The sequence below is a fragment of the Pseudomonas sp. NPDC089734 genome (assembly GCF_044748865.1).
In the GTDB taxonomy this organism is placed as follows: Bacteria; Pseudomonadota; Gammaproteobacteria; order Pseudomonadales; family Pseudomonadaceae; genus Aquipseudomonas.
This window is the reverse complement of the sequence record NZ_JBIVGV010000004.1, coordinates 173,339-186,279: the sequence shown is the minus strand read 5'-3', so window position 1 is coordinate 186,279 and position 12,941 is coordinate 173,339. Positions and strand designations below refer to the sequence as shown.

Below are 12,941 nucleotides of genomic sequence, written 5' to 3'. Positions count from 1 at the left end.
CCCCCGCATCCACTCAACGCATCTGCAGGATGATCGGGCTGCTGCTTGCCGGATCGGTGCGTTCCCTGAGGGTGCCCACGTCTTTCGCGTTCACCGCTGCGCGGGCATTGCCCCAGGAAGTCCGTATGAACGACAGCACATCGGCGATTTCCTGATCCGACAGCTGATTGCGGAACGGCGGCATGCGATACGCATCGGGAACGCCGTTGGCCACGACACGCATCGAGCCATTGAGCGTGATATTGATGCCCGACTCGTTGTGCAAGGCCAGGGACGAGGTCGCGCCAGCCAGCGGCGGAATCCATTGCCCCTGCCCTTTGCCGTCCATGCCATGGCACGAGCTGCATTTGGCAACATACGTCTGTGCACCCGGAACCTTCATGCGCTCATGAGTTGCAGGGGATGCCGCATACTGCCATGGCGTTCCATCCCTCTGCGGATCGCCGGGAAGCGATTGCAGGTAGCGGGCAACGGCCTTGAGGTCGTTGTCGGTCATGAACTGGGTGGAGTTGTTGAAGGCCTCGGTCATCGAGCCATACACAACCGCATGCTTGTTACGGCCAGTCTTCAGGAACTGAACGATGTCGGCCTCGTCCCAGCGCCCCAGGCCGGTGTTCGGGTCGCGTCTCAGGCTTGGCGCATACCAGCCATCGAGCAGCGCGCCGGACAGGTACGTCGGGCTGGCCTCGGTCAGCGATTTCTCGTTGAACGCCAGGCTTCGTGGTGTATGACAGCTGCCGCAATGCCCGGGGCCCTGGACAATGTACGCGCCACGGTTCCACAGCTCATCGGCCTGAGCCTTGGGCTGATAGCTGCCCGGCTCGGTAAAGACCATGTTCCACAATGCCAGAGGCCAGCGCATGTTCAGGGGCCAGGGAATATCGCCGGGTTTGTTTTCCTGGGCGACAGGTTTTACCGCATTCATGAAATAGGCATACAGCGCCTTCACATCGTCGTCACTCAACTTGGAGTACGAGGGATAAGGCATCGCGGGGTACAGACGACGCCCATCCGGTGCAACCCCATGACGAACGGCCCTGTCGAAATCGGCAAGGCTGTAGGTGCCGATCCCGGTCTTGGGGTCCGGTGTGATGTTGGTGGCGAAGATAGAGCCCAACGGGGTCGCCATCTCAAGGCCACCCGCAAAAGGCGCACCATGCTCGGTGCCGTGGCAGGCCACGCAATCGCTGAGCCTGGCTACATATTCGCCACGCTGCACCCAGTCAGCGGCGGGCTTTTCGGTACCGGCTGCATCGAAGGGTGATGCAGGCTGGTGATTTACATACCATGCGACGCCACCTGCCCCGATCAGGCAAGCCAGCGCCACGAAGACGATTACGCTTCGGAATCGACGGTCAGTCATTTAATGCTTCCTTGTGGCCTGGCTCGGATCAGCTCTCGAAGGTGTACCGCGACAGCGGCATGCTGCGGATGCGTTGGCCTGTCAGCCTGGAAACCGCATTGGCCACCGCCGGAGGAACGGCTGGCAAAGGAGGCTCTCCGATGCCGCCCATCTTTGCGCCGCTTTCCACGATGCGAACATGCACGCGTGGCATGCGGTCCAGCGGCAATATCGGGTACAGGTCGTAGTTGCGAGCCTTGGGCATCCCGTTCTCATAAACCGCTTCTTCGAGCAGGACCTGAGACAAGCCCAGTGCCGTCGCGCCGTTGACCTGGGCTTCGACGATGGCCGGGTTGACGATGCTGCCCGGGTCGATGGCTTGCCAGATCTCGTGGACCTTGACCTTGCCGTTTTCGATGGAGACTTCGGCAATCACCGCCGTTTCCGTTCCGAAAGGCGAAGCCATGGCCACGCCACGGGCTCTGCGGGTGCCATCTTCCGCCGTGAAAGGCCCGCGCTTCCAGCCACCGGCCAGTTCACCGACAGCCTTTAACAGGTTGGTCAGCCGTTCATTGCCTTTGAGCAAGTGCATCCGGAGTTCATAAGGGTCCTGGTCGCCCTTGTCCGCCAACTCGTCCAGAAAGCTTTCATAGAGAAAGTCATTCATGGAGTTACCCACCGAACGCCAGTAGCCCAGCATCGTCGGATTCTTCACATACAACTGGGCCACACGCCGGTTCGGAATGGCGTAGGCCTTGTTGGTCAGCCCCTCCAGCGCCGTGGGGTCAAGTTTCTCCCCTTGTTTGTTGCTGAGGGCTTCTGTCGGGCCTTCGGTAGCGCTGATCGCCTCCAGTGCGGCAGGCAAACCGTTGGCATCCAGTGCACCACGGAAACGCACCACGGCCATGGGGCGCAGTGCGTCACGCAGGAATTCTTCTTCGCGGCTCCAGATCAGCTTGATCGGACGTCCCACTTCCTTGGCCAGTTGAATGGCCTGCGGGTACGGGTTGGCCGACTCATACAGAAAGTGTCGACCGAAGAAACCGCCCAGCACCGGCGAGTGAAGCGTGATTTTCGACGGATCGAGGCCTGTTCTTTTGGCCATGTCGTTCAGGAACATGTCCGGGGCCTGGTTGGGCAGCCAGACCTCCAGGCTGCCATCCGGGTTGAACCTTGCCAGGGCAGACGGCGGCTCGAGTTGTGCGTGGTTGACGTACTGGCTGTGGTAGGTCGCTTCAACCAGCGTCTTCGATGATTTCAACACCTGTGCTGCGTTGCCTTCGACTTCCGCGTCCCGCGGTGTACCGGGATCGGTGGCAAGGCGCTCGCGAAAGGCCTCGGTGGAGAAGTCCGCCGGCATGTTGCGGGCGGTAGAACCGGCTGGAGCCTCCTGCCAGTCGACCACCACGGCTTCCACCGCCCGCTTGGCGTTCCACCAGCGCTCGGCCACGACGGCAACGGCACCCGGCAGTGTATGCAAGGAGTGCACGCCTTTCATGGCCTTGACCTGATCGGCATTGCGAATGCTGCCAACGGTCATGCCCAGACGCGGCGCATGCTGAACGGCGGCATGCAGCATGCCTTCGACAGCCACATCGATGGTGTAGGTCGTTTGCCCTGTCGACTTCTGGTGCGCGTCCAGGCGCTGGACAGGCTTGCCGATCCAGCGGAACTGGCTCGGATCGCGCAGTTTCACGGACTCAGGATCGGGCACCGGCAAGTCCATGGCACGCTCGGCCAGTTCGCCGTAAGTCAGCGAACGTCCCGAGGCCGCATGAATGACCTTGCCCGGTTCGGTCGTGAGCTGGCTGACCGGCACGCCCAGCTGCTCCGCGCCGGCCTGGAGCAGCATGCTGCGCGCCAGTGCCCCCAGGCGACGCATGACGGGATAGCTCAAACGTACCGACATGCTGCCGCCGGTGATCCGCATGCCGTTTTCCAGCACCACGAAGTCAGCACCAGGTGGCGCGTTTTCAACGATGAAGGTGGCCGGATCGGCATCCAGCTCTTCGCCGACAATTTGTGCCATGGCGGTAAACGTGCCCTGCCCGCCCTCGATGAAGGGGCTTTGCAGGCGGATGGTGTTGTCAGGACGGATTTCCAGGAATGCAGGGACGCGCGTGCCCCGCACTTCAGGCGCAGCAATGGCGGCTGCCTGTACCCTGCCGCTTCCCAGCGGAATACCGAAACCGATCACCAGTGCGCCGGCGACCGTACCGGCCGATACGACCAGGAACCGGCGGCGTGAAATGTTGACGGGCTCAGCGTCAGGAAATGCTGTTTCCGGGGCGGACTTGCCGAACAGATTGGCCATCATGCTTGCTCCCTGTCAGCGGCGGCATTGTAGAACGCCGTGCTTGCGGCAGGCGCGGCCAGCTCATGCATGGCACCGCGAATAGCGTTGTAGGTACCGCAACGGCACAGATTGATCATGGTCGCTTCAATCTGTTCGTCGGTGGGACGCGGGGTGTGCTTGAGCAACGCGGTTGCCGCCATGACTTGCCCGGACTGGCAATAACCGCACTGGGGAACCTGGTGCTTGACCCAGGCTTCGACCACCCGCTTGCCAATGCTGTCTTGCTCGATGGCTTCGATGGTCGTGATCTTGCGTCCGATCACGCCTTCAATGGGGGTGACGCAGGAGCGCACCACAAAACCGTCGACCATTACCGAACAGGCTCCACACTGGGCAAGACCGCAACCGTATTTGGTGCCGGTCAGGCCAAGCTCGTCACGAATGACCCACAGCAGCGGCGTGTCGGCGTCGGCATCGACCTGATAGGTCTTGTCGTTAATCTGAAGCTCCATGGCGATCGACCTCTGCTAGGGGGTAGCCCCTTTTTCCCGAAAATGTGCGTCGTCAGTACGCGACAGCGTGACGCATATGACTGCTCTCACAACGCTACCATGGGGAAACGCGATAACGACCATGGGTAAATTGATAGCCGCCAGCAACTGGATTGATAAATCGACATCAGTCGGGGTAACGCAGAGCGTCGATCACGACCTGCATGGCCCGTGATATTTCGCGTTGCGTCGAGTAGTACAGGTGATAACCATCGAACGAGCACCACCAGTCCTGCAGGACCGGGACCAGACGCCCCGCATCCAGATGAGGCTGTGCCAGATTTTCCGGCACATACGCCAGGCCATCGCCTGACAGCGCAGCATTCAGGACCTGATAGATACCGTTGAACACTAGGCGTCCCTCCACCCGAACCGCTATCTCTTGCTGATCCTTGCTCAACTCCCAGGCGTACAGATTGCCGTTGGTGGGCAGGCGCAGGTTGATGCAATCATGGTCGGCCAGGGCCTGAGGCGTTTCGGGCAGGCCATGGGTTTTCAGGTAATCCGGCGCAGCGACCATGGCAAACGTCAGCTTCGGACCGATGCACACGGACGAGATGTCCTTTGACAACCCGTCCCCCAGCCGCACGCCGAAGTCGAACCTGCCCGCCACGATATCGGTAAAGGCATAGTCGGAGTGCATTTCCACCTTGAGCCGGGGGAAGTCACGCAGGACGGGCGCGAGCCTGGGCCACAGCAGCGTGTCGATGGCATGGTCCGTGGCCGTGATGCGCAACGTACCGATAGGCGACTGGCCCATGTCGGCCACAAACCGTAGCTCGGCCTCGATGTTTTCAAGCCTTGGGGTGACAACCCTGAGCAGTTGCTCGCCGGCCTCGGTGACCGAGACGCTGCGGGTGGTCCGGGTCAGCAGACGAACACCCAGTCGGCTTTCCATCGCCCGAATGGTGTGACTCAGCATCGACTGGGAAATCCCCAGTTGGGCCGCCGCCCGGGTAAAGCTGCGTTCACGTGCCACGGCAATCAATGCCAGAATTTCGCTGTAATGCTCACGAGCCATTATCAATACCGTCAGGGTGATGGCCCGATTGTAGCAATCACTCGGGCCGGAACTTCAATGGCCAGGCAAAGGACTGGCCGGTTCGACACGGGTTTCATGGGTGACGGCGCGTGCGGTCAACACCGTAAGGACAGCGGACAGGATCAACAAGGCCGCACTCACGCCAAACGTGGCCCTGTAACCGCTCATGTCATACAGAACCCCACCCACCGTTGCCCCCAGCGTGATTGCCAGTTGCACCACTGCAACAAACAGCCCACCGCCCGCTTCCGCATCGTTCGGCAGGGTTCTGGCCAGCCAGGTCCACCAACCGACAGGCGCTGCCGTAGCCGTGAGTCCCCAGATACCCAGAAGTGTCGCTGTCAGCACGACCGAGTCGCCCAGTGTCATGAGCAGCGCAGCGATGACAGACATGAGTAACGGAATGGCAACCAGCGTCCTGTAGAGACCCTTCCTGATGAAATGCCCGATCAGCATGGTGCCGATAAAGCCCGCCACGCCCATCAGCAGAAGCATGATGGACAGCATCGAGACGCTGACGTGGGTCACGGTTTCCAGAAAGGGACGCAGGTAAGTGAACAGTGCAAACTGCCCCATGAAGAAGATGCTGCCAGCCGCCATTCCGATGGCTACCGGATAGTACTTAAGCAGCGTCAACGAGCTGCTGGCGTCCTTGGCAGGCCTGGATTTCATGGCAGGAAGTGTCCGCAACTTCCAGCACAGAGCAACTGTTGCCAGCGGCACGACGGCAAAAAATGCCCAGCGCCAGCCGATGATGCCCCCCAGAAAACTGCCCATGGGCGCAGCAATCACCGTCGCCAGTGCATTCCCGCCATTGAGAATGGCCAATGCCCTGGGAAGCTTGTCATCCGGCACCAGCCTCATCACCGTGGCTGCCGACATTGACCAGAATCCGCCGATCGCGATGCCGATCAGAGCGCGACCGCCGATGAACACATAATAATTCGGCGCAAAGGCCACGACGGTGCCTGACACGATCATCAGCAAGGTGAGCGACAACAGCAGCACCTTGCGATCGATGTGTCTGGCAACGCTGGCGATGAACAGGCTGGTGATCAGGGCAAAGGCGCCGGAAACGGATATCGCCTGCCCCGCCTGGCCTTCGCTGATTGAAAGATCCGTGGCGATGGGCGTCAGCAGGCTCACCGGCATGAATTCGGAGGAAACCAGTGCGAATGCCCCCAGGGACATGGCCAGCACGGCTCCCCATGCGGCCTTCCCTTCGGAAGCGTCCGGGCTGTTTGAAACGGGTTGGGTGTTCATGTTTTTTCTCGGATTAATACCGCGCACCGGTCTGTCAGGCCGAATGCCGTGAATCACGACATGGCCTCACAAAACGGAGCTCGGGCACGCTGGAGCAGATTGGGAAAAAAGCCCCGCGCATTGGGCAGAGCTTGTCGACAGGGCGAACCTGCCAGGGAGCGATCAGGCGGTGAGCGTCGCGGAATCGATCACGAAGCGGTATTTGACGTCGCCCTTGAGCATCCGCTCATAAGACTCATTGATTTCACTGGCCTTGATCAGTTCGATATCGGAAACGATGCCGTGCCTGGCACAGAAATCGAGCATTTCCTGGGTTTCCGGAATGCCACCGATCATCGAGCCGGCAATGGCACGACGTTTGAAGATCAGGTTGAACACCGCAGGCGATGGATGCGGCGAAGCCGGTGCGCCCACCAGTGTGAGATTGCCGTCACGCTTCAACAATGTCAGGAAGGCATCCAGATCGTGCGGAGCGGCCACGGTATTGATGATCAGGTCGAAGGTTTTCGCGTGTGCAGCCATTTCCTCGGCACTGGACGACAGCACCACTTCATCGGCCCCCAGATCCCTGGCGGCTTCGCGCTTGGATTCCGATGTCGTGAAGGCCACGACATGGGCACCCATGGCGTGGGCGAGCTTGATGCCCATATGCCCCAACCCGCCGATCCCCACAATCCCGACCTTTTTACCGGGGCCTGCATTGTAGTGACGTAGCGGCGAATACGTAGTGATACCGGCACACAACAATGGCGCCACTGCCGCCAGTTGCGCTTCGGGATGGCTGACACGCAGGACATAACGTTCGTGCACGACCACTTGTTGCGAGTAACCGCCCAGGGTCCAGCCCGGTTCATCGGCAGTCGGGAAGTTGTAGGTGCCGATCATGCCGTCGCAATAGTTCTCCAGCCCGGCATCGCAGTCTTCACATTGCTTGCAGCTGTCGACGATGCAACCGACCCCCACCAGATCGCCAGGCCGTACGCTGGAAACATGAGCACCCACGGCTGCGACCCGACCCACGATTTCATGGCCCGGCACACAGGGATACTGAGTGTTACCCCACTCGCCCCGTGCCTGATGCAAGTCGGAATGGCAAACGCCGCAATAGGCGATATCGATCTGCACGTCATGTGCGCCGACGGCGCGGCGAGTGATGTCCATGGCCTCCAGAGGCTGGTCACCGCCATGTGCGCCATACGCTTTCACTGTCATCCAGGATTCTCCTTCACAGATTGCAAAACAGTTGAAACATGCGGTTACTGTACGCAGCCAAGCGGGACCGATCATCACCACATGAGCGCATGTAGCCATGAATCAAAGTGATGAATCGCCCTTACCAGGCATAGGCCTGGGGTGCCTCACCTCCCGGACCGGGCCAGATTTCATCGAGTCTTGCCAGGGTTTCTCGGGAGAGTGTCACGGTGTATTGCATATATGCCCTTCCGGTCGTTGGAGTGAATGCCAGCACCCGCCTCTCGATCCGATGTCGAGACGCAGCAGAACAAGCGTCCGATGATAATGACGCGGGTTTACCGCTAACCCCTTGCAGCCTTGCATGCGCCCATGAGCCAGATTCATAACCCCATGTGGGCTTCCTGCCGAATATGGTTATTCAATAATGTTATTTAAATAAATTCATTTATAGCCATATCGTCTACATCGACCTCTCAGAACCTCCCATGGAATAGGCGGAGCCCAGCATGAAAAAACATTCGACCCCACGGCCCGGGTTTTCCCGTCTGGCGACAACCCTCGGACTGGCCGCTTCATTGCTGACCGGCACGCTGGCCATGCCCACCGCCGCGCAGGCTGAAGGACAACTGCGGATTGCCGAACAGTTCGGGATCGTCTACCTGTTGCTGAATGTCGTTCGCGATCAGCAACTGATCGAGAAGCACGGCAAACAGGACGGCGTGGACATCAAGGTGGACTGGACCCGGTTATCGGGTGGATCGGCCGTCAACGATGCATTGCTGGCGGGTTCGGTGGATATTGCCGGTGCCGGCGTCGGGCCGCTGTTGACCATCTGGGACCGGACCCACGGCAAACAGAACGTCAAGGCGGTCGCCTCTCTCGGCAACTTCCCGTATTACCTGGTGAGCAATAACCCCAAGGTCAAGACCATTGCGGACTTCAGCGAAAAAGACCGCATCGCGGTTCCGGCCGTCGGGGTTTCCGTGCAGTCACGCTATCTGCAATATGCGTCGGCCAGACTGTGGGGAGACGCCGAATATGCCCGGCTCGATAAATACACGGTCAACCTGCCTCACCCGGACGCAGCTTCTAGCCTTATCGCGGGAGGCACCGAACTGACCGGGCACTTTTCCAACCCGCCCTTCCAGGAACAGGAAGTTGCGGCCCCCGGTGTGCATGTCGTGCTCAACACTTACGACCTGCTGGGCCCGAATTCCCCGACCGTCCTGTTCGCCACGGAAAAATTCCGCAACGAGAACCCCAAGACCTACAAGGCGTTCATCGAAGCCCTGGCCGAAGCTGAAGATTTCATCCGCAAGGACAAGGCTGCGGCCGCCGACACCTATATTCGCGTGACAAAGGCAAAGATCGACAAGGCCGCCCTGCTGAAAATCATCGACAACCCGGACTTCGATTTCACCATCACCCCGAAAAACACTTATCCGCTGGCAGAGTTCATGCACCGGGTCGGTGTGATCAAGCACAAGCCGGCCTCATGGAAAGACTACTTCTTTCAGGATGCCAAGCCGCTGCAAGGCAGTTGATCATTCGGCACCAGCGTTGCGGGGCTTCGGCCCCCGACGTGTTCAGCCTGCGTCAATGGAAGCATTTACAACCCTTCCAGAAATGCGGCTAAATGATGGCCTTTTCGCCCTGAGCCCACCCATGGCTTCATTGAAACGCATCAGTTCCTGGATCGCTTGCCTGGCCGTGTTGCTCAACATGCTGGCCATGCCGATGAGCAGTGCCATGCCGGCACCCGATGCGCACCTATTGCTGTGGGGCGGTTTCTGCAGCGGCAGCGGTTCGACCGTCTTGCCGCCCGATTTCAAAAAACTGATCGACACGCTGCAACCCGGCTCATCGAAAACCGTCATGCAGCATGGTGATTGCTGCTGTGGTCATGCCGGGCTGGTGGCCTTGCCCGCTGACTACTATCGGCATTTCCTGCCGCGCTATACGCCCGATACAGCACTGGATAACCCCGAGCAACCAACACTTCTTCCCAGGGCTCGCTGGCCCAGCCTGACCCCGCGCGCCTCCCCCATCGCCTGATCGTCCCTGCCAGCCGTCGACTGTGCGGCTTTTCTTGTCGGGCACTGGAAGTCCTTGTCCGGACCATTCCATGCCCTGGACGTTTCTTGGTCATCAGGAAGTTTGCGTTATGCCTGTTTTCTCTCCATTGCCACGTGCAATGTCTGCCCCTGTCTCCCGTTCTCTCTGCCATGCATTGACCTGTGGGGTCTTTGCCCTGACACCCTTGTCCGCCGCCCTGGCCGAAAACCAGATCGAAAACTCGACACTGACCCTTGGCTCGGTGACCGTACAGGGCACCAGCAGCGGTCCCTTGAGCACCAGCAGTGTGCTCAGTTCGGTGGATATCCTGGGGGGCGACATTCTGGAAAAGATGCCGGTCAACTACAGCTGGGAACTGTTCAGTCGCGCTCCCGGGGTGATACTCACCGAATTCAATCAGGGCACCACCTCCGGCAAGATTTCCTTTCGCGGCTTTAACGGCGAGGGTGAAGTCAATGCCGTGAAGCTGCTGATCGACGGCATCCCGAGCAACAGCAACGACGGCAACATGCCGTTCATGGACATGATCTTCCCCATGGAGCTGGACAGCATCGAAGTGGTGCGCGGCACCAGCGATGCACGCTACGGGCTGAACAACATCGCGGGCAACGTGAACATGCTGACCCGCAGCGGCGGCAACTACACCAAGGCCCGGATTCGCTACGGCAGTTTCAATACCCAGGAAACCCAGTTGTCCAAGGGTTTCGAGAGCAGCAACTGGACCCAGAACTACTTCTTTGCCTATCAGAAGTCCGACGGGTATCGGGACCACGCCGAAGCCGACAAATTCTCGATGTCCGGCAAATGGTTCTATACCCCCGACGATGAAAGCTATCGCATCGGCCTGATCGCCCGCCATTACGAAACAGAAGCCCAGGAACCGGGTTACCTGAGCGAAGAGAATGCCCGCCATCACCCCACGATGACCAACAGTTACAACGCTTCGGACAAAGGCACCCGACGCATGAACCAGGTCAGCCTGCATTTCGACACGGACCTGGCGGACACCCTGGCCTGGTCTGCGAAAACCTACGTCAACACCTTTGACGACCGTCGCTGGACCCAATACTGGAGCACCACCTCACAGCAGGAGCGGGACACCTATGAAACCCAGTACGGCGCCCTCACTTCCCTGACCTGGCGTCCGGAAGTCAGCTGGCTGTACGACTTCGCGCTGGAAGGCGGCGCAGACATGCAGCAACAGGAAAACAAGAGCGAGCGCTATCGCACCCTCAATCGTGTCCGTCAGGCCCAGACCCGTGACCAGCAATTCGATTTCGACACCTATGGCGCCTACATCCAGGCCGAGATCAAACCATTCGAGTCGTTGAAGATCGTACCGGCCTATCGCGTCGACAAGATCCAGGGTGATTTCACCAATGAAATGACGGGTGTGGACTACGACATCAACGACTATGGCCTGATCAAGCAGCCCAAACTCAGTGTGGTGTATTCGCCCTGGGACGTGGCCAGCTTCTACGCCAATTGGGGACGTACCTTTCAGGTGGGTACGGGGGCAGCGGCCTACAAGGTGCCGCCACGGGATACCGATCTGGATCCGTCGATCAACGAAGGCTGGGAAACCGGCATCAAGTTCACCCCGGCCGACTGGATCGATGGCCGGGTCGCCTACTGGCAACAGGAAGCCAGTGGCGAGGTCAGTCGTCGTCTCAATGACCCCAGCGGCGAGTCGGACAATGTCGGCGAAACCCGTCGTTGGGGTTATGACCTGCAGATGAACCTGCATCCGAACGAACGCACGGAAATCTGGATGGCTTACTCATGGCAATACTCGAAGATTCTTGAACCCAGTGCGACCTTGCCCAATAGCAAGGGGCGGGAAATCGACCATATCCCTCACCACCTGTACAACGCCGGCATGAATTATCAGGCCGCCCCGGCCTTGCAACTGACGGCCTGGATGAACGGGCAGACCAACTACTACCTGGAGCGGGAAAACACCCAGGGCACTTATGGCGGTTATGTGCTGATGAACCTGGGGGCAACCTGGAAGGTGAGCGAGACGGTGAGTGTCGACATGCAGCTCAAGAACCTGACCAACCGCTATTACGAATACGTCTGGTATGACCCGGACGGTGCCGTCGCCTCGCTACACTCTCCGGGTGATGGCCGCGCGTTGTATGCCGGTGTGACGCTGGACTTCTGATTCTTGTGCACAGGAGCGAATTCATTCGCGAAAAATGCGTGATCGCGAATGAATTCGCTCCTACTGTTGGCAATGGCGTATACAAGCTGTTTTTGAATTCCACAGGAGGTCTGAAGATGGATCGTCTTACCGCCAAGGATTTTGCTCCCGAGTTGCTGGAGCTTTATGACTATTACGCTCACGGCAAGATCGACAGGCGAGCGTTTCTCGATCGTGCGGCGAAGTTTGCGCTGGGAGGCCTGACCGCAACGGCCATTCTTGCGTCACTGAGCCCCGACTACGCACTGGCCGAACAGGTGCCATTTACTGATCCCGACATCATTGCCGAATACGTCAACTACCCTTCCCCCAAGGGGCATGGTCAGGTACGGGGTTATCTGGTCCGGCCTGCAAAGGCCACCGGCAAGGTGCCCGCGATAGTCGTTGCCCATGAAAACCGTGGACTCAACCCTTACATTGAAGACGTTGCCCGGCGTGTAGCCAAGGCCGGGTTCATTGCACTGGCTCCCGATGGTCTGTCATCGGTGGGCGGTTATCCCGGCAACGATGACAAGGGACGAGAACTTCAGCAAAAGGTCGACCCTGAAAAGCTCATGAACGACTTCTTCGCCGCCATCGAATGGCTGATGAAGCATGACGCCTCGACAGGAAAAGTCGGTATCACCGGTTTCTGCTACGGCGGTGGCGTGGCCAACGCCGCAGCCGTGGCCTATCCCGACCTGGGCGCAGCGGTGTCCTTCTACGGTCGTCAGCCCAAGGCCGAGGACGTGGTACGGATCAAGGCCCCGGTCATGATTCACTACGGTGAGCTGGACACCCGTATCAATGAAGGATGGCCCGCGTATGAGGCGGCATTGAAAGCGGCGGGTACGACGTATCAAACCTTCATCTATCCCGGTGCCAATCACGGGTTCCACAACGACTCCACGCCCCGATACGACGAAACCGCTGCCAGACTGGCCTGGGACAGGACCCTGGAGTGGTTTCGCAAGTATCTGGCATGAAGCTGT

Annotated in this window: 10 protein-coding genes; 4 read left to right on the top strand and 6 right to left on the bottom strand. The window is 59.4% G+C overall.

Translation table 11 applies throughout. From position 1 onward, the window contains the following. Positions 1-13: 13 nt before the first annotated feature. From ACIPY9_RS07355 to ACIPY9_RS07330, 6 genes are all read right to left on the bottom strand, one after another. Positions 14-1,363, bottom strand: a complete 1,350-nt coding sequence (locus ACIPY9_RS07355; protein WP_400698734.1) for a c-type cytochrome — start codon at positions 1,361-1,363, stop codon at positions 14-16. A gap of 28 nt (positions 1,364-1,391) precedes the next feature. Beyond that, on the bottom strand, positions 1,392-3,656 hold the full coding sequence (locus tag ACIPY9_RS07350) for a molybdopterin cofactor-binding domain-containing protein (protein WP_400699090.1): 2,265 nt from the start codon (positions 3,654-3,656) through the stop codon (positions 1,392-1,394). Beyond that, on the bottom strand, positions 3,656-4,150 hold the full coding sequence (locus tag ACIPY9_RS07345; RefSeq protein ID WP_400698732.1) for a (2Fe-2S)-binding protein: 495 nt from the start codon (positions 4,148-4,150) through the stop codon (positions 3,656-3,658). Before ACIPY9_RS07345 ends, ACIPY9_RS07350 begins: the two co-directional genes overlap by 1 nt. A gap of 166 nt (positions 4,151-4,316) precedes the next feature. After that, entirely contained in the window at positions 4,317-5,210 is an 894-nt protein-coding gene (locus ACIPY9_RS07340) for a LysR family transcriptional regulator (RefSeq protein ID WP_400698729.1), read from the bottom strand. 54 nt (positions 5,211-5,264) lie between these two features. Continuing rightward, a complete protein-coding gene (locus ACIPY9_RS07335) occupies positions 5,265-6,494 on the bottom strand; it encodes an MFS transporter (RefSeq protein ID WP_400698726.1) in 1,230 nt (409 codons plus the stop codon). Between the two features lie 162 nt (positions 6,495-6,656). Next, complete coding sequence (locus tag ACIPY9_RS07330; RefSeq protein WP_400698723.1) at positions 6,657-7,706, bottom strand: NAD(P)-dependent alcohol dehydrogenase; 1,050 nt, start codon at positions 7,704-7,706, stop codon at positions 6,657-6,659. Between the two features lie 488 nt (positions 7,707-8,194). On the opposite strand from ACIPY9_RS07330, the gene ACIPY9_RS07325 reads away from it, so the two are divergent. The 4 genes from ACIPY9_RS07325 (at position 8,195) to yghX (ending at position 12,935) form a co-directional block, all read left to right on the top strand. Further along, on the top strand, positions 8,195-9,232 hold the full coding sequence (locus ACIPY9_RS07325; protein ID WP_400698720.1) for an ABC transporter substrate-binding protein: 1,038 nt from the start codon (positions 8,195-8,197) through the stop codon (positions 9,230-9,232). A gap of 121 nt (positions 9,233-9,353) precedes the next feature. After that, positions 9,354-9,743 carry a DUF2946 domain-containing protein gene (locus ACIPY9_RS07320; RefSeq protein ID WP_400698717.1) on the top strand — a complete coding sequence of 130 codons (390 nt, stop codon included), beginning with the start codon at positions 9,354-9,356 and terminating at the stop codon, positions 9,741-9,743. A gap of 139 nt (positions 9,744-9,882) precedes the next feature. Continuing rightward, positions 9,883-11,931, top strand: coding sequence for a TonB-dependent receptor (locus ACIPY9_RS07315; protein ID WP_400699088.1), 2,049 nt, complete (start codon positions 9,883-9,885; stop codon positions 11,929-11,931). A gap of 116 nt (positions 11,932-12,047) precedes the next feature. Beyond that, positions 12,048-12,935, top strand: coding sequence for a YghX family hydrolase (gene yghX / locus ACIPY9_RS07310; RefSeq protein ID WP_400698714.1), 888 nt, complete (start codon positions 12,048-12,050; stop codon positions 12,933-12,935). The last annotated feature ends 6 nt before the right edge of the window (positions 12,936-12,941 follow it).